This is a genomic window from Streptomyces sp. NBC_01013 (assembly GCF_045162765.1).
GTDB lineage: Bacteria > Actinomycetota > Actinomycetes > Streptomycetales > Streptomycetaceae > Streptomyces.
In genome coordinates this window covers 6,844,330-6,869,851 of record NZ_CP108687.1, presented here as the reverse complement: position 1 = coordinate 6,869,851, position 25,522 = coordinate 6,844,330, and the positions used below count along the sequence as shown (strand labels likewise).

The window sequence follows — 25,522 nt, the reverse complement described above, 5'->3', positions numbered from 1 at the left end:
GTCGCCTCATTCTCCGGTGTGTCCCTCTCCGTAGGCCGCCTCAAGGGCCCCGGGCAGCGCCTGGAGGAACGCGTCCACCTCCGCCTCACCGATGATCAGCGGCGGCATCAGCCGTACGACGTCGGGGGCGGGCGCGTTCACCAGGAGTCCGGCTCCCTGAGCCGCCTGCTGCACCTGAGCTGCGAGGGGCTCGGTGAGCACGATACCCAGCAGCAGACCGGAGCCGCGTACGTGGGAGACCAGGGGGTGCCCCAGGCCCTCCACGCCGTCGCGGATCCGCTCGCCGAGCCGCTTCACGTTGTCCAGCGCGCCATCGGCGGCCAGGGTGTCCAGGACCGCGAGACCGGCGGCGCAGGCTACCGGGTTGCCGCCGAACGTCGTGCCGTGCTGACCGGGGCCGAGCAGATCGGCCGCCGCACCGAACGCCACCGTGGCGCCGATCGGCAGTCCGCCGCCCAGCCCCTTGGCGAGGGTGACCAGATCGGGTTCCACGCCCTGGTGAGCCTGGTGCTCGAACCACGTGCCGCACCGGCCGATGCCGGTCTGCACCTCGTCCAGGACGAGCAGCGTGCCGGTGGCCCGGGTGATCTCCCGGGCCACCTCCAGATAGCCCTTGGGCGGCACGACCACACCGTTCTCGCCCTGGACGGGCTCGATGATCAGCAGCGCGGTGTCGGTGGTCACCGCGGTCCGCAGCGCCTCGACGTCCCCGTACGGGACGTGCGTGACGTCCCCGGGCAGCGGGACGAAGGGCTCGCGCTTCTTGGGCTGACCGGTGAGCGCGAGCGCCCCCATGGTCCGGCCGTGGAAGCCGCCGTCCGTGGCGACCATGTGGGTGCGGCCGGTCAGCCGTCCGATCTTGAACGCGGCCTCGTTCGCCTCGGCGCCCGAGTTGCAGAAGTAGACCTTGCCGCTGCGGCCGAAGAGCTGAAGCAGCCGTTCGGCGAGGGCGACGGGCGGCTCGGCGACGAAGAGGTTGGAGACGTGGCCGAGGGAGGCGATCTGCGCGGAGACCGCCCCGACGACCGCGGGGTGGGCGTGGCCCAGCGCGTTCACCGCGATGCCGCCGACGAAGTCGAGGTACCGGGTGCCGTCCGCGTCCCACACATGGGCGCCTTCGCCGCGGACGAGGGACAGCTTCGGGGTGCCGTAGTTGTCCATCAGCGCGTGCTGCCAGCGCTGCGAGAGCTCGGCGTTGGTCATGCTTCCCCCTGTGCGTCGGGCACGACCATCGTGCCGATTCCCTCGTCGGTGAAGATCTCCAGCAGGATCGAGTGCTGGACCCGGCCGTCGATGACGCGGGCGGTCTCCACGCCGTTGCGCACGGCGTGCAGGCAGCCCTGCATCTTGGGCACCATGCCGCTGGAGAGTTCCGGCAGGAGCTTCTCCAGCTCGGTGGCGGTGAGACGGCTGATCACGTCGTCGCTGTTGGGCCAGTCCTCGTAGAGGCCTTCGACGTCGGTGAGGACCATCAGCGTCTCGGCGTCCAGCGCGGCGGCGAGTGCGGCGGCCGCGGTGTCGGCGTTCACGTTGTAGACGTGGTTGTCCTCCGCCGAGCGGGCGATGGAGGAGATGACCGGGATGCGGCCGTCGTCGAGCAGCGCCTGGATGGCTCCGGTGTCGATCGCGGTGATCTCGCCGACCCGGCCGATGTCGACGGCCTCGCCGTCGATCACGGGGCGGTGCTGGGTCGCGGTGATGGTGTGGGCGTCCTCGCCGGTCATGCCGACGGCGAGCGGGCCGTGCTGGTTGAGCAGGCCGACGAGCTCGCGCTGGACCTGCCCGGCGAGCACCATCCGTACGACGTCCATCGCCTCGGGCGTGGTGACGCGCAGCCCGGCCTTGAACTCGCTGACCAGGCCCTGTTTGTCGAGTTGGGCACTGATCTGCGGGCCGCCGCCGTGCACGACGACGGGCTTGAGGCCGGCGTGCCGCAGGAAGACGACGTCCTGGGCGAAGGCCGCCTTCAGCTCTTCGTCGATCATGGCGTTGCCGCCGAACTTGATGACGACGGTCTTGCCGTTGTGCCGGGTCAGCCAGGGCAGTGCCTCGATGAGGATCTGCGCCTTCGGGAGTGCGGTGTGCTTCCGCGCGACGGTCATGAGCTGTACGCGCTGTTCTCGTGGACGTAGTCCGCGGTGAGGTCGTTGGCCCAGATGACGGCCGACTCGGTGCCTGCCGCGAGGTCGGCGGTGATCTTGACCTCCCGGTAGCGCATGTCGACGAGATCGCGGTCCTCGCCGACTCCCCCGTTCTTGCAGACCCAGACGCCGTTGATGGCGACGTTCAGCTCGTCCGGCTCGAAGGCCGCCTTCGTGGTGCCGATGGCCGACAGCACCCGGCCCCAGTTGGGGTCCTCGCCGTGGATGGCGCACTTGAGGAGGTTGTTACGGGCGATGGAGCGGCCCACCTCGACGGCGTCGTCCTCGGTCGCGGCGTTCACGACCTCGATCCGGATGTCCTTGGAGGCACCTTCCGCGTCGCCGATCAGCTGCCGGGCGAGGTCGTCGCACACGGCCCGTACGGCTTCGGCGAACTCCCCCTGCTCCGGGGTGATGCCGCTGGCCCCGGAGGCCAGCAGGAGCACGGTGTCGTTGGTGGACATGCAGCCGTCGGAGTCGACCCGGTCGAAGGTGGTCCGGGTGGCGTCGCGCAGCGCGGCGTCGAGTGCGGGGGCGGCTACGTCGGCGTCGGTGGTCAGCACCACGAGCATCGTGGCCAGGCCGGGGGCGAGCATGCCCGCGCCCTTGGCCATGCCGCCGACGGTCCAGCCCTCGCCGCCGGCAACGGCCGTCTTGTGGACGGTGTCGGTGGTCTTGATGGCGATGGCGGCCTTCTCGCCGCCGTGCTCGCTCAGGGCTGCCGCCGCCTTCTCGATACCGGGCAGCAGCTTGTCCATGGGAAGCAGCAGGCCGATGAGCCCGGTCGAGGCCACGGCGATCTCACCTGCGCTGTGGCCTTCGAGGACCTCGGCCGCCTTCTCCGCGGTGGCGTGGGTGTCCTGGAAGCCCTGGGGTCCCGTACAGGCGTTGGCGCCGCCGGAGTTGAGGACGACGGCGGTGACCTCGCCGCCCTTGAGGACCTGCTCCGACCAGAGGACGGGAGCGGCCTTGACACGGTTGGAGGTGAAGACGCCCGCGGCGGCGCGACGCGGACCGTTGTTGACCACGAGGGCCAGGTCCGGGTTGCCGCTGTCCTTGATCCCCGCGGCGATGCCCGCCGCCGAGAATCCCTGTGCTGCCGTGACGCTCACGGTGCCACTCCGATCGTGGAAAGTCCGGTGTCCTCGGGAAGTCCGAGGGCGATGTTCATGCTCTGCAGGGCCCCGCCCGCGGTTCCCTTGGCGAGGTTGTCGATGGCGCTGATCACGACGATCCGGCCGGCGGCCTCGTCGTAAGCGACCTGGATCTGCACCGCGTTGGATCCGTACACGGCGGCGGTCGCGGGCCACTGCCCCTCGGGCAGCAGATCGACGAACGGCTCGTCGGCGAAGGCCTTCTCGTACGCGGCGCGCAGCGACTGGGCGCTCACGCCGGGCTTCGCCTTCGCGCTGCACGTGGCGAGGATGCCGCGGGGCATCGGCGCGAGGGTCGGGGTGAAGGACACGGTGACAGCCTCGCCGGCGGCGGCGCTGAGGTTCTGGATCATCTCGGGCGTGTGCCGGTGGACACCACCGACACCGTACGGCGACATGTTTCCCATCACCTCGGAGCCGAGCAGATGCGGCTTGGCCGCCTTGCCCGCGCCGGAGGTCCCGGAGGCGGCGACGATCACGGCTTCGGGCTCGGCGAAGTCGGCCTCGTACGCCGGGAAGAGCGCGAGCGACACGGCGGTCGGGTAGCAGCCGGGCACCGCGATCCGCTTCGTCCCCGCCAGCGCGGCGCGCCCACCGGGCAGCTCGGGCAGGCCGTAGGGCCAGGTCCCGGCGTGCGGCGAGGCGTAGAACTTCTCCCAGTCCGCGGCGTCCTTGAGCCGGAAGTCGGCCCCCATGTCGACGACGAGCACTTCGTCACCGAGCTGCTCCGCCACGGCGGCGGACTGCCCGTGGGGCAGGGCCAGGAAGACCACGTCGTGACCAGCGAGCACCTCGGCGGTGGTCGGCTGGAGTACCCGGCCGGCCAGGGGCCGCAGATGCGGCTGCAGGGTGCCGAGCGGCTGGCCCGCGTTGGAGTTCGCGGTGAGGGCACCGATCTCGACCTCGGGGTGGACCAGCAGAAGGCGGAGCAGTTCCCCGCCGGCGTATCCGCTCGCCCCTGCCACCGCTGCACGTACCACCATCGAAAATCCTCCTCGTCGATGGCATGACTATACGCATCTCTGCACTTTTATGCAAAGAGTTGCGATCATCCGGCGTAAGTCTGTGGAGATCCGGCGTTCCAGGCGGCCCTTCAGGGTCGTGGCCGGCCCATGGAACTCCGGAGGTGTGACGGCACACACCTCTCCACTCTGGGCCGTTCGGACGAGGCGCCGGGGGGCACGGGGGATCCGGAGGCGTGGCCCGCAGGGCGGGCGGGGGGTCTCGGTCAGGGTGGGCGGCATGGCCAAGGTGAGCGGGGACGTGCCGGCCGAGCCCGGTGGGGCCGCTGAGGAGGCGGGGAGCACGGAGCGGCTCGTGGCGTTGTCGGACGGGGTCTACGCGATCGCGATGACGCTGCTCGTGCTGGACATCACCATCCCTCCGGCGCTGGACGAAGCGGGCTTCGAGGCCGCCCTGGCCGGGGTGTGGCCGAGCCTGGGCGCGTACGCGCTCAGTTTTGCCGTACTGGCCGGCTTCTGGCGCGACCAGCGGTCGATCCTGCACCAGGTCCGGCGGTGCGACACCCTGATGGTCCGGGTCACCCTGGCGGGGCTGGGCCTGGTGGCGCTGCTCCCCTTCCCGACATCGGTGCTCTCGGAATACGGGGGCAGCTACCCGGCAGCCGTGGCCGTGTACGCGGTCACCATCGCCGTTATCGGCCTGCTGCACCTGACGCTGTTCCTCCTCGCGCGCCGCCGTCCGCGCGGGAGGGCGTTCCCCTTGGGTGACCGCGCCACCTGGGACGGCGTCATCGATCTGGCCTCCACCGTCCCGGTCGCCGCGGCATCAGTGGCCGTGGCCTACACGGTGTCGCCCCCGGCAGCCCTGTGGACCTGGCTCGCCGTGCTTCCCCTCAAGTACCTCCTGCGCCTGTTCACTTCGGCCCGCTACGGCGCCTGACCCGCCGAACAGATCCCTCGCGGCGCTCGGCGTGTGCGGCGCGCACCCCGGTGCGCAAGGGCGCCCGAGGAGGTTCGCCCTCCTCGTCCTTCCGGTCCGGCCGGCCCGTCGACGTACCACCCGGCTCCGGTCGGCCGTGCGCGCCGGGCACCGGAGTGTTCCCGGCGGGCCCCGGGGCGCTCGCCAACACCGGTGAATTCGCCGATGCCGCCCGCGCCCCGCGCCCCGACCCTGATCGGAGCAGGCATCCGCACCCCCGCATCCCCACACCCCTGTCAGGAGTGCCCCATGCGTCGTCGTTCACCCCGTCGGCTTCTCGGCGTTCTCGCCGCCGTCACGGTCGCGTTCACCCTGTTCGGCTCGACGTCGGCGGCCGGCGCCGCCGACCGTGCGCCGGCCGCGAAGACCGCCACCGCCGCGGCCGTGACGCCGCTGTCGACCAGCACCCCGGTCGTCTTCGTCCACGGGTACACCGGCAACGCCTCCAACTGGGTCACTGCCAAGAGCGTCTTCCAGCTCAACGGCTGGTCCGGTTCCAAACTGTTCGCCTACGAGTACAACTCGTACGGCAACAACGTCACCAACGCCCAGGGCCTCGCCACCTTCGTCAACAACGTGAAGTCGCAGACCGGCGCGAGCAAGGTCGCGATCGTCAACCACTCGATGGGCGGCCTCGTCAGCCAGTACTACCTGAAGGTCCTGGGCGGCAACACCAGCGTCAGCCACCTGGCCTCCATCGCGGGCGCGAACCACGGAACGACCTTCGCCGGTGCCTGCCTGATCTACACGACCTGTCAGCAGATGTACCCGGGCTCGTCGTTCATCTCCCAGATCTCCTCCGGTGACGAGACACCGGGCGACACCAAGTACGCCACCTGGTACTCGGCGTGCGACGGCATCATCCTCCCGTACACCAGCACCAGACTGAGCGGCGCGACGAACAACAACGTGCTCTGCCAGACCCACATCGGGTACCTGACGGACACGATCGTGCTGGGCCAGATCGCGCGCTTCGTCGCCTCCTGACGCACTGCGCGAACCCGACGGCGTCTCGTCCCCGCCCGCACGGTGGCGGGGGGACGCCGTTCGGGCGTGGCCGGCCGCCGCCCCGTGACGCGCGGCCCGTGAGGCTGAGCAGCTGCGCCTCGCCGGCGAGAGCCTCGGAAACCGCGCTCAGCCGGTGGCAGCGCCGAACCACCGGAGCACCCGGTCGCGCAGCTCCTGCTGGTCCTCACCGGCCCATGCCACGTGGCCGTCCGGGCGCAGCAGGACCGCGGGCACGCCCGGCTCCCCGCCGATGCCTCCTTCGCAGGGGTCGACGACGTGATCGATCCGGTCCGCCCAGCCGGCCACCGAGAGCCGGCCCGTCCGGTCGAGGAGCAGCCCGCGTCCCTCGTGCATCAGGGAGTAGAGGCGCCGCCCGTCCTTCAGCTCCACGTCCCGCAACCGGCGGCCGACCAGCTCGTGGTCCTCGCCGAAGTCGTAGCGGACGTCGACTGCGGTGATCATCCCGGTCACGAACCGGTTGACCTCCTCGAAGCCCATCAGCTTGGTGAACAGCTCACGCAGCGCGGTGGCACCCGGGTCGGTCCCCAGCAGCGTGATCTGCGCGCGGGTGTTGGCCAGTACGGCGGCGCCCACCGGGTGCCGTTCGGCGTGGTAGCTGTCCAGCAGCCCCTCCGGGGCCCACCCCGCGACCGTGGCGGCCAGCTTCCAGCCGAGGTTGAAGGCGTCCTGGACGCCGAGGTTGAGACCCTGTCCGCCGGTCGGCGGATGGATGTGCGCCGCGTCCCCGACCAGGAATGCCCGGCCGACGCGATAGCGCTCGGCCTGCCGGGTGGCGTCGCCGAACCGGGACATCCAACGCGGCGAGTGCACCCCGAAGTCGGTGCCCGCGACCGCCCGCAGCCGCTGCTTGAAGTCGTCCAGGGTCGGCGGGGCCGTACGGTCCTCGGCAACCCCGTCGGCGGGCACCACGACGCGGCACACCCCGTTCACGGAGGGGCCGACGCCGAACCGCAGCTGGGTCTTCCGTACTTCCGCGACGACAACGGCGATCTTCTCCGGATCCTCGGTCACCTCCATCTCCCCCAACAGTGTCTCGACCGTGGCGGGCTCGCCGGGGAAACCGACGCCGAGCAGCTTGCGCACCGCGCTGCGGCCGCCGTCGCACCCGACGAGGTAGCGCGAGCGCAGCTGGGTGCCGTCCGCCAGTTCGACGGTCACGCCGGCATCGGCCCCGTCCTCGGACTGGCTCAACCCGACCACTTCGCAGCCACGCCGGATCTCGGTCCCGAGTTCGACAGCACGCTCTTCGAGAAGCCGCTCGGTGACCGGCTGCGGAGTGGCGATTCCGTACGGGTGAGCCGTGTCCAGCAGCTCCGGCCACGCCGTGGCGATGCCGCCGAAGAGACCACCGACCTGGAACTTCTCACTCACCGCCAGGAACCGTTCGAGCAGGCCGCGCTGGTCCATCATCTCGACACTGCGCGCGTGCAGACCCTGTCCGCGAGACTCCCCCGTCGGGCCGGTCAGCTTCTCCAGCACAACCACGTGCACACCGTGCAGCCGCAACTCGGCCGCCAGCATCAGTCCGGTCGGGCCGCCGCCGACCACGATCACGTCAATCATCGAAACACCCATCCACATTCAAGAGACCGGAATTCGGCCTGCCGCTCCGGCACGGTCCGTGCCGCCCGTCCGCGTCCGTTCGCCGGTCCCACCGACGGTCGGGCCGGGCCCGCACGGCCCGTGCTTCGACCTGAATGCGCAGACCGCGCCCTCGCCCATTCCGTTGGTTCCGGCCGCGGTCGATCATCTTGCGGTATACCGGGGGCCTTGCCGCAAGCCCCCCGGTGCGCTATATCTTGAGAAAGGCAAGGGGTGGGAAAACCTCCTTGCCTTTCTTGTTGAGCGTTCTCGACGTTCTCGCTCTTCTCGTTCTTCTTTTCTCTCGGGCTTTCCCTGCGCCCGCCGCCACCTTTGCCGCTTCGCGCCGAGGTCCCGCGGACCGGCGCCCCCCATCCCTTCAGCCTGTCGCCGCCAGCAGTTCCCGTGCCAGCTCCCTCGCCACGACATCCGGGTGGGGCGTGCCGTCGCAGAGAAGGGCCCTGACGACACGGCGCGGGGAGGAGACGAGGTGCTCGACCGCGGGACGGGCCGCAGGCGGGAGCAGGCGCATCGCCGTGAGTGCACGCAGCGCGCCGAGGCGCGGTTCGTACAGGTCACCACGACGGGAGAGGCTGTTCGCGATCACCGGCACCGTGTCGTGCGTGCGGCCCGTGACCCGCCAGATCGCGGCAGCCGCGTCCGCCCGGCTCTCCTGGGTCGGCGCCCTCAGCCGTTCTTCCAGCAGCGGAAGCAACTCACGTGCCGACGGACCGATTTCGCTCGCCACCCGGACCGCCGCCGCACGTCGCGCCACCACGTCCGGCATCACGTTCACCAGTTGCACCGCAGGCCCGGCGTCCCCGTCGACCCGCACCAGCGCCAGCGCTGCCGGAAGGTCACCCGCCGCGGCCCGTGCCCGCAGGGCCCGTGCCGCCGCCCGGCCGGCCGCCGGTCCCAGGACGGCCAGCACCCCGGCCGAAGCGGGCAGCAGTCCGACCAGGTCGTCGACGCAGTCGGCAGCGAGTCCGGGAAAGGGAAGCAGGGCGTCGAGCCACTCGGCGCGAGGCCGGGCCGCGACCCGCCGGGCCACCGGTTCGGCCGCCGTACCGAACACCTCCACCGCAGCCGTCACGACCGTGCCGGGCGTGCCGAGAGGGGTCAGCCGCAGCGAGGCCGCCGCCTCCGGCAGTTCGTCCATCAGCCGCAGGACGAGGCCGAGCGCGCCGGGCACGCGCAGCCGCACTGCGGCAAGGGTCGCCGCGACCCGGATCTCGGTCGCGTCGGACCGGAGGTGGGAGTCGAGCCACGGAGCCGCCTCCCCACCCGGCATCGCAGCACCCGCGCGGGCCACCCGGCACAGGTCCTCGGAGTCCTTCGCCCCATCCGCGAGCCACGGCAGGACGTCCCTCTCGCGGTCCCGCCAGGTCTCGGTGAGCTCCCAGGCCATCGGCAGTCCCCGCTCGACGGCACGCAGGGCCGCATCCGGGTCGTCCAACAGCCTTTGCTTCAGCGGGACATGGGAAGCAGGCCATGGGTGGAACGTGTCGTCGTCGCCGGGCGCGGCCTCCCGGGCGTCGAGGGCCGATTCCACGAGGGCGAGCGGCAGCGGCAGCGAGGACGTCCGCAGCAGGTCCGTCGCCGCGGCCCTGCGCACCGACGGCTCCGGAGCGGACAGCAGGCACTGGTTGCGGGCCCTGCCGATCTCCGGCGCGACGTCGAGCAGGCCCAGCGCGGTGACGAGATCCGCCCGCACCTCGCCGTCCTCCTCCGTCTCCAGCCGGGCCCGCAGCAGCGGGAGCAGCGGCAGGGAGGCCTCCTCGCAGGCGGCGACGATCCACACCATGGCGCGCCGGACGTCCGCATCACGGTCCGCCGCGAGCCCGAGAAGGGCGGGGAGGGCCGTGGCCACCGCTCGTCGCGCCTGCTGCCGTTCGGGGCCCGCCCCGTCGGCCGCGCCGTGCAGCAACCACAGCAGCGGCAGGCGGCGTCCGGGGCCGTCCCGTGCGAGCCGCGCGACGAAGTGCACGGCCGGCGCCGTCGCCGAGTAGACGGAACCCTGGTGGCACAGGGAGGTGTACAGCTCGTCCACCGCCTCGTCGCGGTCCCGGGCGTCCGTCGATCCGGCCGCCCGCAGCAGAGCGGGAACATCGTCCGCCGGTCCGTAGGCGTGCTCGAGTGCCGCCCAGTCGATGTCGTCGATCCCCTCCAGCATGGGCGTCACCCTAAGGGCTGACCGCAACTCCTGGTGGATCAGCGCGCGGCATCGGATGCGGTGCATCGCAAGGCGGAGAGGCGTCCGCATACTCGGTGTATTCGGGCTTTCGACAACGCGGCGAGGCGCCGTAGCTGTCGTCGTGCGCCCGCCAGGAATTGCGGGACAGCCCTTGGTGGGGGCATCCCGGACGGCCGGCGCCGTGGCGCCGGCCGGGTCAGGGCGTGCCGGTGACGGCGCCCTCCCTCAGCTCCAGGCGCGTGCCGGTGAACCGTGAGCGCATCCGGCGGTCGTGGGTGACCAGCACCAGCGCTCCCGCGTAGCGGGCCAGCGCCTCCTCCAGTTCTTCCACGAGCGCGGGCGAGAGGTGGTTGGTCGGCTCGTCCAGCAGCAGGAGGTCCACCGGCTCACTGACCAGCCGGGCGAGTTCGATGCGGCGCCGCCCGCCGTAGGAGAGGTCCCCGACGCGCGTCCGCAGTTCGTCCGGCTCGAACAGGCCGAGCGACAACAGCCTCTCGGTGTGCTCGTCCCGGTCGCCCGGGCGGCCGTGTGCGAAGGCCTCCAACAGGGTCAGGGCCGGCGGCCAGGGTGTCTCCTCCTGCCGGAGGTGTCCCACCCGCCCTGCGCATCCCACCGCGCCCGCGTCCGGCCGGAGTTCCCCGGCCAGGACCCGCAGCAGGGTGCTCTTGCCGGCGCCGTTGGGCCCGGTGACCAGCAGCCGCTCCGCCGGGCCGATGCACAGCCCCGGCACCTTCAGCCGGCCCTCGACGACCACACCGTCCATGACCGCGGCGGGGTCATCGCCGGGGCCGGTCGCCGTGGCGATGCGGGCCGTGAAGGACAGCGGGTCCGGCGGAGGTGCCACCGGGTTCGCGGTGAGCCGCTCGACCCGCTCCTTCGCGTTGCGGATACGACTCATCGCACCATGGGCGCGGCCACGTGCGCGGAACGCCCCGGAGCCGAAAGCGGCCTGCGGCATCTTGCGCGCAATGGCGTCGAGTCGGGCCACGTTGGACTCGGCCAGTCGGCGGCCACGGTCGAGTTCGGCCTGCCACTCGGCGTACCGCTCCTGGCGCCGGCGGCGCTCGCCGGCCTTGGCCGTGAGGTATCCGGCGTAGCCGTTGCCGTGACGGGAGACGCGTCCGCTGTCGACCTCCAGGACCGTGGGGGTGATGCGTTCCAGGAACACCCGGTCATGGGTGACCGCGACGACCGTTCCGCGGTGGGCCCGAAGGTGGTCCTCCAACCAGCCGACCGCCTGGTCGTCCAGGTCGTTGGTCGGCTCGTCCAGCAGCAGCAGTTCCGGGCGGGACGCGAGTGTCGCGGCCAGCGCCAGCCGGGACCGCTCGCCGCCGGAGAGCGTCCCGAGCGGCCGGTCCCGGGACAGCCACGGCAGACCGAGCCCGTGCATCGCGGTGTCCACCCGGATGTCGGCGCCGTAGCCGTCGCGCGCTTCGTACCGCTCGGTCAGGCGTGCGTACGCGGCGAGGGCGGCCGTCATCTCCGGGCCGGGAGGTGCTGTGGCCAGCGCGGCCCCGGCCCGGCGCAGTTCGGATTCGAGGGTGCGCAGTTCGCCCAGTGCCGCGTCGACCGCGTCCTGGACGGTGGCCTGCGGAGTCAGCCCGATCGTCTGGGCGAGATATCCCGTTCCGCCGGGAGCGGTCACCGACACTTCGCCGGCGTCGGGCCGTTCCTCACCCGCGAGGAGGCGGAGCAGGGTGGACTTGCCGGCCCCGTTGTCGCCGACCACGCCGGCCTTCTCACCGGGCGCGAGGCTGAACGAGATCTGGCGGAGCACGGTGCGTTCACCGTAACGCTTGGTGACGCCGTGCAGAGAGAGTTGTGCGGAGTGTGCTGGGTGCATGGATGAGCCCCTGTTCCCGGCCGGGCCGACAGAACGGATTCGCGTACGAATCGGCACCACGACGGCGGAGCTGGGCTCTACACGGTCGTGGGCGGGGTGATCACAGCGTTCCCATGCGGACCAAGGTACGCGGGGGCCCGAAGGGCGTCACCCGGATTTCGGGCCGGCGACTCCCGCCCGGAAACGACGCATGGGTGGCTTGCACCCCGTCACCGGAAGGTGAGGGGGTGCAAGCCACCCATGCGAAGGTGTCTTCGGGGCAGCCCCCAGGCGCTACTGGGAGGCGTCCTTGCGCTCCGCGTTCCGCTCCTTGATGCGTACCGTTTCCTTACGGACCTCCGCCTGCGTGGCCCGCTCCTTCTGCAGCCACTCGGGGTTGTCCTGCTTCAGCGCCTCGATCTGCTCCGTGGTGAGGGCGTCCGTGACTCCCCCGCGGGCGAGGCCGGAGATGGAGACGCCCAGCTTGGACGCGACCACCGGGCGGGGGTGCGGGCCACTGCGTCGCAGTTCCTGCAGCCACTCGGGCGGATCGGCCTGGAGGGCCGCCAGCTCGGCGCGCGAGACGACACCCTCCTGGAACTCGGTGGGGGTGGCCTCGAGGTACACACCCAGTTTCTTCGCCGCGGTTGCGGGCTTCATGGTCTGGGTGGTCTGGTGCGACGTCATGGTGTCAAGAGTATCGAGCGTGTGCGCCGCCTCTGACCACGACCGGTAACCTGGCGGGGTGACAGGCTCGGAAGCATCCTCTTCATTCCGGCTCGCGTACGTCCCCGGAGTGACGCCCACCAAGTGGGTGCGGATCTGGAACGAGCGCCTGCCCGGCACTCCCCTGGCTCTCGTCGCGGTGCCCGCCGCCGAGGCGACGGCCCTGCTGCGCGCCGGCGGCGCCGACGCGGGGTTCGTCCGGCTGCCGGTCGACGGGACGGACCTGAGCGCCATTCCGCTCTACACCGAGCAGACCGTCGTCGTGATCCCCAAGGATCATGTGGCGGCGGCCGTCGACGAGGTCTCCCTCGCGGAACTGGCCGACGACATCGTGCTCCACCCGCTCGACGACACCCTCGGCTGGGAGGAACTTCCCGGCAGGCCCGCGATCGAGCGCCCGGCCACGACGGCGGACGCCGTCGAGCTGGTGGCCGCCGGGGTGGGTGTCCTGGTCGTCCCGCAGTCGCTCGCCCGCCTGCACCACCGCAAGGACCTCACCTACCGCCCGCTGTCGGACGCGCCGGAATCGCGGATCGCCCTGTCCTGGCCCGAGGACCGGACCACCGACCTGGTGGAGGACTTCATCGGGATCGTCCGCGGGCGGACCGTGAACAGTTCACGGGGCCGCAGTACGGCACCCGCGGAGCAGCCGAAGTCGAAGCGCACCGACGGGGGCGCGCGGGGCAAGCCCGCTGCGGGTGCTTCGGCGAGGAACCCGCGCGGCGGTTCCGGCGGGTCCAAGGGGGCGAAGGGCGGCGCCCGCGGGGCCAAGGGGTCCGCCGGGGCGAAGCGCGGCAAGCCCCGACGCAGGCCGTAGGGCGAAGCCCTGGCGGCGTGGGTCGCAGCGGCTCCCTTGTCAGACCCTCCTGGCAGCATCGCTGTCATGACGGACATCGCACGCCCCATGCCGCCCCTGAACGCGGACGAGCGGGCCAATCTCGCCGCCTGGCTCGATTTCTACCGGACCACCGTGGCCATGAAATGCGAAGGCCTCACCGACGAGCAGGTGCGCCACGCCTCCGTGGCGCCCTCGTCGCTGACCTTGATGGGACTGGTCCAGCACCTCACGGAGGTCGAACGGAACTGGTTCCGCCGGGTACTGACCGGCGAGGACGTCCCCCCGGCGCACGACGAACCGGCCGGCCCCGGCGGCCACGACGGGGGCTTCGCGCTCTCCGGCAGGGAAGCCTTCGCCGAAGCCCGCGCGCGCTGGCAGGAGGAGATCACCGTGTCCCGGGCCAACTGTGCGGCGCGGTCGCTGGAGGACACCGCGCCCTTCATGGGCGGCGAGGTGAACCTGCGATGGATCTACACGCACATGATCGGTGAGTACGCCCGCCACAGCGGTCACGCCGACCTGCTGCGGGAGCGGATCGGCAGCACCGGGGTGTGAGGGCACAGGCGCGACGGGGCCGGGGCCCAGGCGGGGGGCCACCACATGCCCCGGACCGGTCACCCGTGAGCGGTGTTTGTACGCGCCCGCTCGTCGGGGCCGGGCGGGCAGATGTCAGGATGGTTCCATGACGAGCAAGGTTTACTTCGACATCACCATCAACGACGAGCCCGCCGGGCGGATCGTCTTCAATCTGTTCGACGACGTCGTTCCCAAGACCGCGGAGAACTTCCGCCAGCTGGCCACCGGCGAACAGGGCTACGGCTACAAGGGTTCGTCCTTCCACCGCGTCATCCCCGAGTTCATGCTGCAGGGCGGCGACTTCACCCGCGGTGACGGCACGGGCGGCAAGAGCATCTACGGCGCGAAGTTCGAGGACGAGAACTTCAAGCTGGCCCACACCAAGCCCGGTCTCCTCTCCATGGCGAACAGCGGCCCGAACTCCAACGGCTCGCAGTTCTTCATCACGACCATCGTGACGTCCTGGCTGGACGGCAAGCACGTGGTCTTCGGCGAGGTCGCCGACCAGCAGAGCATGGACCTGGTCACGAAGATCGAGGGTCTCGGTTCGCAGAGCGGCCGCACCAAGGCGAAGGTCACCATCGCCGACTCCGGGACGCTCTGACCCCGGTCCGTTCGCGGAGCAGCCCACCGGAACGCGCCGTCCGACGCACAACGTCGGCCGGCGCGTTCCGTCGTTTCCCCAGCGTTTCGACGCTTCCGCAGCATTCCGACGCTTCCGCAGCATTCCGACGCTTCCGCAGCGCTTCGCCGCTCCCGGACGGCGTGGGGATACCACCGGAAGCCTCGTATGCCTGAACGGGCACGGGACATGCGTGTCAACCGACGGTTGACACCTCGCCACTGTCAACCTACCGTTGACACATGACGAACCCCGTAGGCATGACGCAGCCCGTCCGTCTGGACGACCTCATCGCCGCCATCAAGAAGGTCCACCCCGACGCCCTCGACCAGCTTCAGGACGCCGTCATCGCGGCGGACCACCTCGGCGACGTCGCCGACCATCTGATCGGCCACTTCGTGGACCAGGCACGGCGTTCAGGTGCTTCCTGGAGCGAGATCGGCAAGAGCATGGGCGTGACCCGGCAGGCGGCCCAGAAGCGGTTCGTGGCCAAGGACCCCGGCGAGCTGTCCGCCCTCGACCCGAGTCAGGGCTTCAGCCGCTTCACACCGCGCGCCAAGAACGTCGTGATGGCCGCGCAGAACGAGGCCCGCGCCGCCGGCAACGCCGAGATCGGCACCGAGCACATCGTGCTGGGGCTGCTCATCGAGCCGACGGCTCTCGCCGGGGCGTTCATCAAGGCCCAGGGTGTCGCCCTGGACACCGTCCGCCAGGCCGCGGAACAGGCGCTTCCGCCGGCTGTCGAGGGGCAGCTCCCCGAGCTCATCCCGTACAACGCCGATGCACGCAAGGCCCTGGAGCTCACGTTCCGGGAGGCTCTGCGGATGGGGCACAACTACATCGGCACGGAGCACATCCTGCTGGCCCTGCTGGAGCACGAGGACGGCGCCGGGCTGCTGACCGGCCTCGGGCTCGACAAGGCGACCGCGGAGACGGCCATCACCGAGGCGCTCACCCTCGTCGTCGACACGCAGCAGACGCCCTGAGTCGACGCGCAGCAGAAGCTCCGGCCGGACCGGGACGGTTTGCGGTGCGGCCCGCGACACGGCCGCGCCGTCCACCTGCGCCTACCGGCCGTGCGGCGGAACGGGCGGTCCGCCGGACGTGTCGCGGCCCATGGGTCCGACCCCGGCCCCTACCTTCTCGAAGTGGACCCATGGGCGCGTGACGCCCGACCGAACCGCGGGTCCCCTTCTCCGGGAGAGCGCATGGTCCCGCCCAGCGGCAGCAGCACGTACGCACCTCCGGCACGTTCCGGCAGGGGGTGGCTGCTGCGGCTGGGCGAATGGTGCGCGCGCCACTTCGTCGTCGTGATCGTGCTGTGGGTGGTCGCCCTGGGCGGGCTGCACGTCCTGCAGAACGCGTACGGAGGGACGTATTCCGACGACTTCAACCTGCCCGGCACCCAGTCCAACACCGGCGCCGAACTCCTGAAGGCCCACGATCCGGCCGCGGGCGGCACCGGCGCACAGGTGGTCCTGCACGATGCGAAGAAGCCACTGACCGCGGTGCAGAGCCAGGTCGACCAGGTCGTCGCGAACCTCCAGAAGCTGCCGCACGTGCTGTCCGCCCAGAACCCGCTGCCCTCGTCCTCCTCCGCGTCGTCCACCTCGCTGTCCAAGGACGGCATGACCGGATACATCACCGTACGGTTCGACGTGAACCCCACCTCGCTGGACGACGCCTATCTCGACCAGGTCGACGCAGCGGTGAAACCGCTGCGGTCCGCGGGCGTGCAGGTGGAGTACGGAGGTCCGCTGGGGGAGCTTGCCCGGCCCGAGACCAAGGACCTCACCAGCGAGGCCGTGGGATTCGCCGTCGCGGTGGTCGTGCTGCTCGTCGGGTTCGGCAGCATCATCGCCGCCGGCGTTCCCCTGATCACGGCGCTGATCAGCGTGATCGTCGGGTTGAGCGTCCTGGCGCTGGTGGCCGCGGCCACCACCTTCGCGAGCGTCTCACCCACGCTGGCCACCATGATCGGCCTGGGCGTCGGCATCGACTACGCGCTCTTCCTGATCACCCGGCACCGTCAGCTCGTGATGGACGGCGCCGATCCGGTGCGGGCCGCAGGCCGGGCGGTGGCCACCAGTGGACGCGCCGTCCTGGTCTCCGGCTGCACCGTCATCGTGGCGCTGGCCGGTCTGTACGTCTCCCGGGTGAGCTTCATCGGCAAGCTGGGGGCAGCCGCCGCGGTAACCGTGATCACCGCCGTCGTCGGTGCGCTCACCCTGGTCCCGGCGCTGCTCGGCCTGATCGGCCGGCGGATCGACCGCTACCGGGTGCGCCCGCCGGTCGCCGAGGGCGGGGCCGGCCCGGGCGCAGCGACGGAGGGCGGCTGGCACCGCTACGCCCAACGGGTGGAGCGGCGGCCCTGGTGGTTCCTGCTCGCCGGGCTGGTCGTGGTGGGGGTCCTCGCCATCCCGCTGTTCTCCATCCGGCTCGGGCACATCGACGACGGAGCCGATCCGACGAGCTTCACCGACCGGCGCGCCTTCGACCTGATCTCCACGGGCTTCGGGCCCGGCGCGAACGGCCCGTTCACGCTGGTCGTCGATCAGCAGTCGGTACCCGGTGGGGACCGCTCGGCACTCGCGGACAGTCTCCAGAAGGCGCTCACGGACGTGCCCGGCGCTGCCAGTGTCAGTCCGCTGCAGCCGACGGACGACGGGGCGCTCCTCGTCGGTACGGCCCTGTCCAAGGAGGCCCCGCAGGACGCGGGCACGACGTCCCTCTTCAACCGCCTCAAGGACGATGTCCTGCCGCAGGGAATCGCCGGCACCAAGGCCTCCGCCTATGTGACCGGTACGACCGCGGCGCAGGAGGACTTCCTGGACATCATCTCCAGCAGGCTCCCCCTGATCATCGCGGTCGTGGTCGGGCTCGCCTTCGTCATCATCCTGATCGTGTTCCGTGGCGTCCTCGTCGCCGTCAAGGCGGCTGTCCTCAACCTGCTCTCCATCGCCGCTTCGTACGGAGTGGTGGTGGCTGTCTTCCAGTGGGGCTGGGGCGGGCCCTCCCTGGGAGTCTCCGGAACGGTGCCCATCGAGAGCTACGTACCGATGATGATGTTCGCCATCGTCTTCGGCCTGAGCATGGACTACGAGGTGTTCCTGATCTCCCGGGTGCACGAGGCCTGGCTGCGTACCCGGGACAGCAAGGGCGCGGTGGCACACGGTCTGGAGATCACCGCACGGGTGATCACCTGCGCCGCGCTCATCATGGTCAGCGTCTTCGCCGCCTTCGTCATCAGCGACAACATCGTGGTCAAGATGCTGGGGCTCGGGCTGGCGGTCAGCGTGCTCGTCGACGCCACCATCGTGCGGCTGCTGCTGGTGCCCGCGGTGATGACGCTGCTGGGCAGCAGTGCCTGGTGGATGCCCCGGTGGCTGGACCGGGTGCTCCCCCACATCGACACGGAGGGCGAGTCGGCCCCGCCAGCGACGGCCCCGTGACCGACGGCCCCGGAACGAGGACGGTCACAGCGACGCGTACACAGCCTCGACCAGTGCCGTCTTGCGCGGGTCGTTCGCGATGTGCGGGCCCATCCGGTTCATGACGTAGCCCAGCGCGATCCCGTTCTCCGGGTCGGCCAGGCCGCAGGAGCCGCCCGCTCCGTCGTGGCCGAAGGCCCGCGGGTTGGGTCCGTAGCCGGCGTCGGGACCGCTCAGCCACAGGCCGAGCGCGATCTCGGTCTCGTGGGTGAAGCCCGCCCCCAGCACCAGGTCGCGGCAGCTGCCCTGGCCCTCGCGGACCCGCTCGGCGGCCTCCTGGGACAGGATCCGCAGCCCGTCCGCACTGCCGCGCCCCGCGAGGATTCCGTACAGCGCGGCGACCGCTCGGGCCGTGCCGTGGCCGTTGGCCGCAGGGATCTCGGCCGCCCTCCATTCCGGGGTGTTGGCGGCGGCCGCGCCGGTGGGCGGGTTGAGCAGCGAGGCCACGGCGACCGGCTCCAACTGCGCGAAGAGCGCCGCCTGCTGGGACCGGTCCGCCTTCGGGACGACGAGTTCGGCGGCGCGCGTCGCCTCCTTCTCCGGGAGGCCGACGGTGAAGTCGATGCCGAGGGGGCCGGTCACCTCCCGCCGCAGGAACTCCCCCGGCAGCGATCCGCTGACCCGCCGGATCACCTCGCCGACCAGGAAACCGTACGTCAGGGCGTGGTAGCCGGACCGGGTGCCGGGCTCCCACCACGGTGCGGTCGCGGCGAGCCGTGCGGTCGTCAGCTCCCAGTCGTAGAGCTCCGCCAGGGTGTGCGGCTCGCGCAGGCCCGCGAGGCCGGCGCGGTGGGAGAGCAGATGCCGTACGAGAACGGCCTCCTTGCCCGCTGCGGCAAATTCCGGCCAGTACGCGGCGACCGGGGCGTCGAGGTCGAGCAGGCCGCGATCGACGAGGATGTGGGCGCAGAGCGCGATCGGCCCCTTGGTGGTGGACCAGACGTTGACCAGGGTGTCCTGTTCCCAGGGGCGGGTGCGTGCACCGTCCGCCCAGCCTCCCCAGAGGTCGGCGACGGGCCTGCCGTCGACGAGGACGGTGACGGCCGCGCCCAGTTCGCCGCGCTCGCGGAAATTCGCCTCGAACGCGTTGCGCACCGCGGAGAATCGTTCGTCGCAGTGGCCGTCGATCTGGGGCACGGGGCCTCCCTCGCCTGGGACACGTCTGGTCGGACTCGGTTCCCGGTCAACATACCGACTGGTCGGATCGGGGGGAAGGTGTGGCACGCGCCGAGCCCGCGCCGCTCGCGGCGGCTTCGGTCAGCGGGCCCCGGCCTCCAGGCGAAGGCTCCAGCGGCGCGGCAGGCCGGTCAGCGTGATCGTGGAGAGCGGGCGGACGTCGACGTTCCAGTACGTCGACGGCGGGGCCTTCAGCGCATAGACGAGGGCAGCCCGGACGACGGCGGGTTCGGCGACGGCGACGATGGATCCGTCGCAGGCGGGACGGGTGTCCAGCCAGTTGCCGATGCGGGAGATGAACGCGATCAGGGGCTCGCCACCGTGCGGCGCCGAGCGCGGGTCCGCCAGCCAGGCATCCACGGCAGCCGGTTCGCGCGCGGTGACGTCGGAGAGCGTGCAGCCCCTCCAGCGCCCCATGTCGCAGTCACGCAGTGCGGGCTGGACCAGGGGCGCGAAGCCGAGGGCCGCCCCGGTGGCACGGCTCCGGGCGGTCGGTGAGCAGTAGCGCAGCTCGGCCGCGCCCAGGGGCACCAGGGACGGGGCGGCGAACTGCACCTCGTGCCAGCCCGCCTCGTCGAGCGGCCGGTCGTCGTCGAAGCGCTCGCCGAGCAGGGAGGAACTGCGGGCCGCGGCGACGAGCGAGACTCGAACACTCATGGGCGCGATCGTGGAGCCGATCGCCGCACAGGTCAAGAGTGCCGCCGCAGGTGGTTCCCCTTCAGGCGAACCGCAGACACATCCACTGGTCCGGGTTGTCGAGCGGCCGAAAACCGGCCTTCGCGTACACATCGTGGGCATCGGCCGTAGCGAGCAGGAACCTGCGGACACCGTAAGTCCTCAGCTGATCGCGCGCCGCCGCGACGAGCCTTCCGCCCAGGCCCTGCCCGCGGGCCGCGGGGTCGACGTACACGTCGCAGAGCCAGGCGAACGTCGCGAGATCGCTCACCACGCGGGCGTATCCGGCCTGTTCGCCGGACGCGAGGTCGTAGGCGCCGAAGTTGAGCGACCCGGCGATGGCCCGGTCCTGGTGCTCCCGGGTCCGCCCCTTGGCCCAGTAGGTGTCGGTGGACAGCCAGTTGTGGATCCGGGCGGCGTCCAGACGGGCGGGGTCGGGCGAGATCTCGTAGCGTTCCTGAGGCGTCTCGGTCATGGCCGGACCCTATCGGCAGGGGTGTCGAGCATGCCTTCCCAGGCAGTGCACAGCCGCCGCACCCCTTCGGCGATCTCGGCGATGCCGGCGACCGCGACAAAGCTCAGCCTGACGTGGGGCGAGGGCGGTTCGGCACAGAAGTAGGGCCGCCCCGGCGCGATGGCGACACCGGCGCGCAGGGCCGCGGCGACCATGGCGGACTCGTCCGCACCGGCCCCGTAATCGGGCAGGCGCAGCCAGAGGCTGCCGCCGCCCGCGGGAAGGTGCGGCAGTGCGAGACCGGGCAGCTCCTGGCGCAGCGCGGTGATCATGGCACTGCGGCGGATCCGCAGCTCCGTGGAGACGGAGCGCAGGTGACGGCCCCAGGCGGGAGAGCCGACGAGCTCCAGCGCGGCCTCCTGGAGCGGCCGGGCGACGAAGAAGCTGTCCACGACCTGGATGGCCCTCAGCCTTTCCAGGACCGGCCCCCGGGCGGCGAGTGCGCCCACCCGGAAGCTGGGCGAGGTGGCCTTGGTCAGCGAACAGACGTGGACGACGACTCCGTCGGGGTCGTCGGCGGCCAGCGACGCGGGGAGCGGGCCGGCGTCGTCGTGGACGAGGTTGCGCGCGAAGTCGTCCTCGACGACGAAGGCCCCCGCCTCCCGGGCGATCCGGACGACCTCGGCGCGCCGGCCGTCGGCGAGGACGGCGCCCGTCGGGTTCTGGAAGAGGGGCTGGCACACCAGGACGCGGGCGCCGGTGGCCCGGAAGGCGGCGGCGAGGAGTTCGGGCCGTACGCCGTCGGTGTCGACGGGGACGGGGACGGGCCGCAGGCCGGCGGCCCGTGCGGCCGCCAGCATGCCGGGGTAGGTGGGTGATTCGACGAGGACGGGCGCGCCCGGCTGGGCGAGCGCCCGCAGCGCGGTGGCCAGGGCGCTCTGACCACCCGCGGTGATCAGCACATCGGCCGCGGTGAGTGCGGGGCCGATCTCGCGGGCGAACCAGGCGCGCAGTTCGGTGAGCCCGTCGGTGGGCGGGCGGCTCCAGGCACCGGGGCGGCGGCCCGCCCTGGCGAGGGCTGCCGCCATGGCCCGCTCGGGCTGGAGCGAGCTGTGCAGGTATCCGCCGTTGAACTCGATGACCCCCGTGGGCGGGGGCGTCAGGGTGACCAGCAGGCCGGACGCGTCGACCGTCCGGGGCACTACTTCGGGGCCGCCGTCGCCGTTGAGCGACACCTCCTGCCAGGAGGTGTCGGCGGGCGGAGTCACCTCGGTACGCGGCTGCGCCCGGAACGCACCGGATCCTGGGCGGGTGACGACGAGGCCCTCCGCAGCAAGTTGCGCGACCGCCCGCGAGACGGTCACGGGGCTCGCCCTGAACCGCTCGACGAGAGCGCGACTGGACGGCAACTTCTCACCCGGCGAGTAGCGGTTCAGCTCACCACGGAGCACCAGGACCAGATGGGCGACACTGCTACGCTCTTGCATGACGGCAAAGGATAGCGCTACTACCACGTCCACGATAGCGGTCGGACCGGCGGCGGACGGCCCCGCACAGACCGGCCCCCCGGCGGCCCCGGAGCCCGGGTCCCGCCCGGCGGGCCGCAACGGCACGCTGCTCGCCCTGCTCGGAGTGGTCTCCTTCTCGCTGACGTTCCCCTCCACCGCCTGGGGCCTGGAGAGCTTCGGCCCCTGGTCCCTGGTCGCGCTGCGCAGCCTGCTGGCCGCGGCGATCGCGGGCGGCGTGCTGCTTGCGGCCCGGGTGCGGGTGCCTGCACGGCAACACTGGGCCGGGCTCGTGGTGGTGGCGGGCGGAGTGGTCGTGGGGTTCCCGCTGCTGACCACGCTGGCCCTGCGGACGTCGACGACCTCGCACGCGGCGGTGGTGGTCGGGCTCCTGCCGCTGACCACCGCGCTGTTCTCCTCGGTCCGCACCGGATCGCGGCCGCCCCGTGCGTTCTGGGCTGCGGCACTCGCCGGGGCGGCGGTCGTGATCGCCTTCACCGTGCTGCAGAGCGGTGGCGATCTGTCGGCCGGGGATCTCTACCTGTTCTGCGCACTGCTGGTCTGCGCGGCGGGCTACACCGAGGGCGGCAGGCTGGCGAAGGTGATGCCGGGCTGGCAGGTGACCGGCTGGGCCTTGGTCCTCACCGTGCCGCTCGCGATGGCGGGGGCCGCGGTGGCGTTGCCGTACGAGCCGGTGCGGTGGTCCGCGCACGGGGTGATCGGACTGGTCTGGGTCTCGGTGGCCTCGACCTTCTTCGGCCTGTACGTCTGGTACCGCGGAATGGCGGAGATCGGCGTGGCGCGGGCCAGCCAGCTCCAGCTCGCGCAGCCCCTGCTGACCCTCGCCTGGTCGTTCCTGCTGCTCGGCGAGGAGATCACTGCCGCGGCCCCGGTGGCGGCGGTCGGTGTCCTGGTCTGCATTGCCGTCACCCAGCGCGCCGGAGCCGGCCGGTCATAGACTTGTCGACATGGAACGCCACCCGTGAGGAGGTCACTCCCGATGGAGGCACACACGGGCGACCGGCTGCTGACGCACGGCAGGACCGTGGGGCAGCACGACCGGGTCGCAGAGATCGTCGAAGTGCTCGGGGACGGGGGCGCTCCCCCGTACCGCGTCCGCTTCGAGGACGGACACGAACACCTGCTCGCTCCCGGCCCCGACAGCGTCGTCCAGCACACCGCCGACCGGAGCCGGGACCCGGGCACGTAAGGGTTCAGCGCGGCGGGCGCGCCCGCGAACGGTAGTGGTCAGCCACCACCCGGTCCATCGCGCCGATCCGGTCCGCGACCACGCTCTTCCCCGAGAAGTACGCGTGGCCGCGGACCTGGTCGTACGCGGCGGCGAAGTCGACATGGCGGGACAGCTCCGCCGGGTCCTGCCAGGCCGCGGACTGGGCCGGGTCGCCCGCCTTGTACAGGGCCTCGCCGATGAACAGGTCCACGCCCGTGCCCCGGACCGTCTCGGCCCACCAGGGCACCAGCGTCGCGTAGTCGGCGGCCGCGGAGCCGATGTTCCAGTACAGCTGCGGGCAGATGTAGTCGATCCAGCCCTTCTTGATCCAGCCGCGGGTGTCGGCGTACAGATCGTCGTAGGTCTGCACACCGGCCTGGGTCCGTGAGCCGAGCGAGTCGGTCGAGGCGTTGCGCCACACACCGAACGGGCTGATGCCGAAGCGGACCGCCGGCTTGAGCGCCTTGATCCGCTCCGACATCTCCCGGACCAGCTTGTCGGTGTTGGAGCGCCGCCAGGCGGCACGGTCGGGGAATCCCGCCCCGTACTTCGCGTACGCGGCACCGTCCGCGAAGGTCTGGCCCGCCACCGGGTACGGATAGAAGTAGTCGTCCCAGTGGACGGCGTCGATGTCGTAGCGGCGGACCGCGTCGAGCATCGCGTCCTGGACGAACGCGCGGACCTCGGGCAGTCCCGGGTTGTAGTAGAGCTTCCCGCCGTACGGCAGGACCCACTCGGGGTGCAGTCGCGCGGGGTGGCCGGCGGACAGCCGGGAGGGGTCGGTGTGGTTGGCGACCCGGTACGGGTTGAACCAGGCGTGCAGTTCCAGACCGCGGCTGTGTGCCTCCTTGACGGCCGTGCCCAGCGGGTCCCAGCCGGGGTCCTTGCCCTGGACGCCGGTGAGGCACTGGGCCCACGGCTCGTACGGCGACGGCCACAGCGCGTCGGCGCTCGGACGGACCTGGAGGATCACCGCGTTCAACCGCCGGGCGACGGCCTCGTCGAGGTACGAGATCAGCCCTGCCCGCTGTGCCGCGGCCGACAGACCCGGCTTCGACGGCCAGTCGACGTTCGCGACCGTGGCCACCCACATGCCCCGGAGCTCGCGCCGCTGCACATCGCGGGGTCCTCCTGGCCGGCCCGTAGGACCACCACCCCGCTGGGCCGCCACGGCGTCACCCGCCACCGCGGCCGATCCGATCACCCCCGCGACCGTTCCGGCCGCCCCCGTCACGAACTTCCGTCGGTCCATGTGCCGCATTTCGCCGTACCTGCCGTTTCCTCACGTGTCCGCAGCCCCGGAATCCGGGCGTGAGACCGAGCATGCCCGCCCCGGCCCGTGATCCCCGGGAAGGGCGACCGGCACATGCACGCCGCCCCCCATTTGCCGGTCACCCCGAGGCGCGGAGTAACGTCGTGGGGTCGTGGTGGAGCCCGGAATCAGACGGAAGCCGCCGAACGGAGAACAGCGAAAGGCACGAGGTGACGGACTCTATGGCCGACATTGCACGCGTCGGAGTGGTGGGATGTGGCCAGATGGGCGCAGGCATCGCGGAGGTGTGCGCCCGCAGCGGCCTCGACGTCAAGGTGGCCGAGACCACCGGCGAGGCGCTGGAGATCGGTCGCACCCGGCTCCACAACTCCCTCTCGAAGGCCGCCGAACGCGGCAAGATCACCGAGGAGGAGCGCGACGAGACGCTCGGCCGTCTCAGCTTCACCACCGACCTCGGCGAGTTCTCCGACCGCGATCTCGTGATCGAGGCCGTCGTGGAGAACGAGCAGGTCAAGACCGAGATCTTCCAGGTGCTGGACCAGGTGGTGACCCGGCCGGACGCGATCCTCGCCTCCAACACCTCATCCATCCCGCTGGTGAAGCTGGCCGTCGCGACCTCCCGTCCGGACCAGGTCATCGGCATCCACTTCTTCAACCCGGCCCCGGTGCAGAAGCTCGTCGAGCTGATCCCGGCACTGACCACGTCGGACGAGACGGTCAAGCGCGCCGAGGCCATGGTGCAGGACATACTGGACAAGCACCCGATCCGCGCCCAGGACCGTTCCGGCTTCGTCGTGAACGCTCTGCTGATCCCGTACCTGCTCTCCGCGATCCGGATGTTCGAGTCGGGTATCGCCAGCCGCGAGGACATCGACAACGGCATGGAGATGGGCTGCGCCCACCCGATGGGCCCGCTCAAGCTCGCCGACCTGATCGGGCTCGACACGGTGGCCTCGGTGGCCGACTCGATGTACGCCGAGTACAAGGAGCCCCTGTACGCCGCTCCCCCGCTGCTCCAGCGGATGGTCGACGCGGGGCGGCTCGGCCGGAAGACCGGCTCGGGTTTCTACCCGTACGCCTGAGACCGGCCGCC

Annotated in this window: 23 protein-coding genes; 10 read left to right on the top strand and 13 right to left on the bottom strand. The window is 71.5% G+C overall.

The window, feature by feature from the left end:
* Positions 1–6 precede the first annotated feature (6 nt).
* The 4 genes from OG538_RS29950 to argC are packed head-to-tail and all read right to left on the bottom strand — an operon-like array spanning position 7 to position 4,278.
* A complete protein-coding gene (locus OG538_RS29950) occupies positions 7–1,203 on the bottom strand; it encodes an acetylornithine transaminase (protein WP_406098564.1) in 1,197 nt (398 codons plus the stop codon).
* Positions 1,200–2,102, bottom strand: coding sequence for an acetylglutamate kinase (argB, locus tag OG538_RS29945; protein WP_406098563.1), 903 nt, complete (start codon positions 2,100–2,102; stop codon positions 1,200–1,202). Before argB ends, OG538_RS29950 begins: the two co-directional genes overlap by 4 nt.
* Positions 2,099–3,253 (bottom strand): bifunctional glutamate N-acetyltransferase/amino-acid acetyltransferase ArgJ, encoded by a 1,155-nt coding sequence (argJ, locus tag OG538_RS29940; RefSeq protein ID WP_359353359.1) that lies wholly within the window; start codon positions 3,251–3,253, stop codon positions 2,099–2,101. The genes argB and argJ overlap by 4 nt, the downstream gene beginning before the upstream one ends.
* A complete protein-coding gene (argC, locus tag OG538_RS29935) occupies positions 3,250–4,278 on the bottom strand; it encodes an N-acetyl-gamma-glutamyl-phosphate reductase (protein ID WP_406098562.1) in 1,029 nt (342 codons plus the stop codon). Before argC ends, argJ begins: the two co-directional genes overlap by 4 nt.
* Positions 4,279–4,537: 259 nt before the next feature.
* Here argC and OG538_RS29930 point away from each other — a divergent pair, with 259 nt between their 5' ends.
* Both OG538_RS29930 and OG538_RS29925 read left to right on the top strand, forming a co-directional pair.
* A complete protein-coding gene (locus OG538_RS29930) occupies positions 4,538–5,197 on the top strand; it encodes a TMEM175 family protein (protein ID WP_406098561.1) in 660 nt (219 codons plus the stop codon).
* 288 nt (positions 5,198–5,485) lie between these two features.
* A complete protein-coding gene (locus tag OG538_RS29925) occupies positions 5,486–6,223 on the top strand; it encodes an esterase/lipase family protein (RefSeq protein ID WP_406098560.1) in 738 nt (245 codons plus the stop codon).
* A 147-nt stretch (positions 6,224–6,370) separates the two neighbouring features.
* Here the strand turns inward: OG538_RS29925 and rox are convergent, their stop codons facing one another.
* The 4 genes from rox to OG538_RS29905 all read right to left on the bottom strand — a co-directional run bounded on the left by rox (position 6,371) and on the right by OG538_RS29905 (position 12,549).
* A complete protein-coding gene (gene rox, locus OG538_RS29920; RefSeq protein WP_406098559.1) occupies positions 6,371–7,828 on the bottom strand; it encodes a rifampin monooxygenase in 1,458 nt (485 codons plus the stop codon).
* Between the two features lie 397 nt (positions 7,829–8,225).
* Positions 8,226–10,019, bottom strand: a complete 1,794-nt coding sequence (locus OG538_RS29915) for a hypothetical protein (protein WP_406098558.1) — start codon at positions 10,017–10,019, stop codon at positions 8,226–8,228.
* 217 nt (positions 10,020–10,236) lie between these two features.
* Positions 10,237–11,883, bottom strand: a complete 1,647-nt coding sequence (locus tag OG538_RS29910) for a TlrC/CarA/OleB/SrmB family ABC-F type ribosomal protection protein (RefSeq protein ID WP_406098557.1) — start codon at positions 11,881–11,883, stop codon at positions 10,237–10,239.
* 273 nt (positions 11,884–12,156) lie between these two features.
* Positions 12,157–12,549 carry a DUF5997 family protein gene (locus tag OG538_RS29905; protein ID WP_406098556.1) on the bottom strand — a complete coding sequence of 131 codons (393 nt, stop codon included), beginning with the start codon at positions 12,547–12,549 and terminating at the stop codon, positions 12,157–12,159.
* A 58-nt stretch (positions 12,550–12,607) separates the two neighbouring features.
* On the opposite strand from OG538_RS29905, the gene OG538_RS29900 reads away from it, so the two are divergent.
* The 5 genes from OG538_RS29900 to OG538_RS29880 all read left to right on the top strand — a co-directional run bounded on the left by OG538_RS29900 (position 12,608) and on the right by OG538_RS29880 (position 18,076).
* Positions 12,608–13,405: a LysR substrate-binding domain-containing protein gene (locus OG538_RS29900; RefSeq protein ID WP_406098555.1), complete on the top strand. Its 798-nt coding sequence runs from the start codon at positions 12,608–12,610 to the stop codon at positions 13,403–13,405.
* 66 nt (positions 13,406–13,471) lie between these two features.
* On the top strand, positions 13,472–13,981 hold the full coding sequence (locus OG538_RS29895) for a DinB family protein (protein ID WP_406098554.1): 510 nt from the start codon (positions 13,472–13,474) through the stop codon (positions 13,979–13,981).
* A gap of 127 nt (positions 13,982–14,108) precedes the next feature.
* Positions 14,109–14,606, top strand: a complete 498-nt coding sequence (locus tag OG538_RS29890; protein ID WP_406098553.1) for a peptidylprolyl isomerase — start codon at positions 14,109–14,111, stop codon at positions 14,604–14,606.
* A gap of 260 nt (positions 14,607–14,866) precedes the next feature.
* Positions 14,867–15,610 (top strand): Clp protease N-terminal domain-containing protein, encoded by a 744-nt coding sequence (locus tag OG538_RS29885; protein ID WP_406098552.1) that lies wholly within the window; start codon positions 14,867–14,869, stop codon positions 15,608–15,610.
* A 222-nt stretch (positions 15,611–15,832) separates the two neighbouring features.
* Complete coding sequence (locus OG538_RS29880) at positions 15,833–18,076, top strand: MMPL family transporter (RefSeq protein WP_406098551.1); 2,244 nt, start codon at positions 15,833–15,835, stop codon at positions 18,074–18,076.
* A gap of 24 nt (positions 18,077–18,100) precedes the next feature.
* On the opposite strand, the gene OG538_RS29875 is transcribed toward OG538_RS29880, so the two are convergent.
* The 4 genes from OG538_RS29875 to OG538_RS29860 all read right to left on the bottom strand — a co-directional run bounded on the left by OG538_RS29875 (position 18,101) and on the right by OG538_RS29860 (position 21,907).
* Entirely contained in the window at positions 18,101–19,252 is a 1,152-nt protein-coding gene (locus OG538_RS29875) for a serine hydrolase domain-containing protein (protein ID WP_406098550.1), read from the bottom strand.
* A gap of 120 nt (positions 19,253–19,372) precedes the next feature.
* The gene (locus OG538_RS29870; RefSeq protein WP_406098549.1) at positions 19,373–19,948 is read right to left on the bottom strand and encodes a histidine phosphatase family protein; all 576 of its coding nucleotides are present in this window, start codon (positions 19,946–19,948) and stop codon (positions 19,373–19,375) included.
* 61 nt (positions 19,949–20,009) lie between these two features.
* Entirely contained in the window at positions 20,010–20,441 is a 432-nt protein-coding gene (locus OG538_RS29865; RefSeq protein WP_406098548.1) for a GNAT family N-acetyltransferase, read from the bottom strand.
* On the bottom strand, positions 20,438–21,907 hold the full coding sequence (locus tag OG538_RS29860; RefSeq protein WP_406098547.1) for a PLP-dependent aminotransferase family protein: 1,470 nt from the start codon (positions 21,905–21,907) through the stop codon (positions 20,438–20,440). The genes OG538_RS29865 and OG538_RS29860 overlap by 4 nt, the downstream gene beginning before the upstream one ends.
* On the opposite strand from OG538_RS29860, the gene OG538_RS29855 reads away from it, so the two are divergent.
* Positions 21,906–22,883: a DMT family transporter gene (locus tag OG538_RS29855; protein WP_406098546.1), complete on the top strand. Its 978-nt coding sequence runs from the start codon at positions 21,906–21,908 to the stop codon at positions 22,881–22,883. The genes OG538_RS29860 and OG538_RS29855 overlap by 2 nt on opposite strands.
* Positions 22,884–22,925: 42 nt before the next feature.
* Positions 22,926–23,135 (top strand): DUF1918 domain-containing protein, encoded by a 210-nt coding sequence (locus OG538_RS29850; protein ID WP_406098545.1) that lies wholly within the window; start codon positions 22,926–22,928, stop codon positions 23,133–23,135.
* Between the two features lie 4 nt (positions 23,136–23,139).
* Here the strand turns inward: OG538_RS29850 and OG538_RS29845 are convergent, their stop codons facing one another.
* Complete coding sequence (locus OG538_RS29845; protein ID WP_406100367.1) at positions 23,140–24,390, bottom strand: glycoside hydrolase family 10 protein; 1,251 nt, start codon at positions 24,388–24,390, stop codon at positions 23,140–23,142.
* Between the two features lie 260 nt (positions 24,391–24,650).
* On the opposite strand from OG538_RS29845, the gene OG538_RS29840 reads away from it, so the two are divergent.
* Positions 24,651–25,511, top strand: coding sequence for a 3-hydroxybutyryl-CoA dehydrogenase (locus OG538_RS29840; RefSeq protein WP_406098544.1), 861 nt, complete (start codon positions 24,651–24,653; stop codon positions 25,509–25,511).
* The last annotated feature ends 11 nt before the right edge of the window (positions 25,512–25,522 follow it).

Bases quoted from the DNA above. Each gene is read 5' to 3' on its own strand.
- OG538_RS29950 (WP_406098564.1), bottom strand. From the start codon at position 1,203: ATGACCAACGCCGAGCTCTCGCAGCGCTGGCAGCACGCGCTGATGGAC.
- argB (WP_406098563.1), bottom strand. From the start codon at position 2,102: ATGACCGTCGCGCGGAAGCACACCGCACTCCCGAAGGCGCAGATCCTC.
- argC (WP_406098562.1), bottom strand. From the start codon at position 4,278: ATGGTGGTACGTGCAGCGGTGGCAGGGGCGAGCGGATACGCCGGCGGG.
- OG538_RS29930 (WP_406098561.1), top strand. From the start codon at position 4,538: ATGGCCAAGGTGAGCGGGGACGTGCCGGCCGAGCCCGGTGGGGCCGCT.
- OG538_RS29925 (WP_406098560.1), top strand. From the start codon at position 5,486: ATGCGTCGTCGTTCACCCCGTCGGCTTCTCGGCGTTCTCGCCGCCGTC.
- rox (WP_406098559.1), bottom strand. From the start codon at position 7,828: ATGATTGACGTGATCGTGGTCGGCGGCGGCCCGACCGGACTGATGCTG.
- OG538_RS29915 (WP_406098558.1), bottom strand. From the start codon at position 10,019: ATGCTGGAGGGGATCGACGACATCGACTGGGCGGCACTCGAGCACGCC.
- OG538_RS29910 (WP_406098557.1), bottom strand. From the start codon at position 11,883: ATGCACCCAGCACACTCCGCACAACTCTCTCTGCACGGCGTCACCAAG.
- OG538_RS29905 (WP_406098556.1), bottom strand. From the start codon at position 12,549: ATGACGTCGCACCAGACCACCCAGACCATGAAGCCCGCAACCGCGGCG.
- OG538_RS29895 (WP_406098554.1), top strand. From the start codon at position 13,472: ATGACGGACATCGCACGCCCCATGCCGCCCCTGAACGCGGACGAGCGG.
- OG538_RS29890 (WP_406098553.1), top strand. From the start codon at position 14,109: ATGACGAGCAAGGTTTACTTCGACATCACCATCAACGACGAGCCCGCC.
- OG538_RS29885 (WP_406098552.1), top strand. From the start codon at position 14,867: ATGACGAACCCCGTAGGCATGACGCAGCCCGTCCGTCTGGACGACCTC.
- OG538_RS29880 (WP_406098551.1), top strand. From the start codon at position 15,833: ATGGTCCCGCCCAGCGGCAGCAGCACGTACGCACCTCCGGCACGTTCC.
- OG538_RS29870 (WP_406098549.1), bottom strand. From the start codon at position 19,948: ATGAGTGTTCGAGTCTCGCTCGTCGCCGCGGCCCGCAGTTCCTCCCTG.
- OG538_RS29865 (WP_406098548.1), bottom strand. From the start codon at position 20,441: ATGACCGAGACGCCTCAGGAACGCTACGAGATCTCGCCCGACCCCGCC.
- OG538_RS29855 (WP_406098546.1), top strand. From the start codon at position 21,906: ATGACGGCAAAGGATAGCGCTACTACCACGTCCACGATAGCGGTCGGA.
- OG538_RS29860 (WP_406098547.1), bottom strand. From the start codon at position 21,907: ATGCAAGAGCGTAGCAGTGTCGCCCATCTGGTCCTGGTGCTCCGTGGT.
- OG538_RS29850 (WP_406098545.1), top strand. From the start codon at position 22,926: ATGGAGGCACACACGGGCGACCGGCTGCTGACGCACGGCAGGACCGTG.
- OG538_RS29840 (WP_406098544.1), top strand. From the start codon at position 24,651: ATGGCCGACATTGCACGCGTCGGAGTGGTGGGATGTGGCCAGATGGGC.